The 554-nt window shown below is 49.3% G+C and carries 1 protein-coding gene; it reads right to left on the bottom strand.

Features of this window, described 5'->3' with window-relative positions; translation table 11 throughout:
• Window positions 1–554: DUF4010 domain-containing protein (locus R7Q46_RS29385; protein ID WP_318078613.1), on the bottom strand; the 554-nt coding region annotated here is incomplete at both ends.

Here is a 554-nt window from a genome sequence, read left to right as displayed (position 1 = left end):
AAGACAAAAAACATCAGTGCCCCAACGGCAACACATCCCACCATCACAGGCGCGACCCTAAGCCATAATTTTTTGTCTCCTATCGCGACAACCATACTCATCTTAACAATGGTATTGACCGATGCGGCAATTAAGATACCCAGCGCGGCGGTGGTTACGCTCAATATTTGGATGCTCTGACGACCGAGCGCCAAGGAAATCGCGTCTACATCCGTAATCCCTGAAAGGGCCGATAAAATTAAGACACCTGCATTACCGAACCACTCAGCTAGCGCATGTGACAGCAGCATAATCACCGCCAGCATCATCCCAAAAAACAGCGCCGATTGCAGTGCGAGTGGGTTGCTCTGTTTGTTCGATTGTTCGATCTGTTCCACTTCACTCCGCCGCCATATCCACCAAGCAGGCAAATACAGCGCCGCCATCATGGCCATCACAATCGGCCATAGTAACGAGACAAGTTGAGGATTAATCACAAACAGAATAATCAACAGCCGAGGAAACATGGTGCCACAACTCAAGAGTATGCCTCTTGCGAGCAATGGGCTGATATT

It is taken from the genome of Vibrio sp. 811, from assembly GCF_033339195.1.
This window is presented reverse-complemented; position numbering and strand designations above follow the sequence as displayed.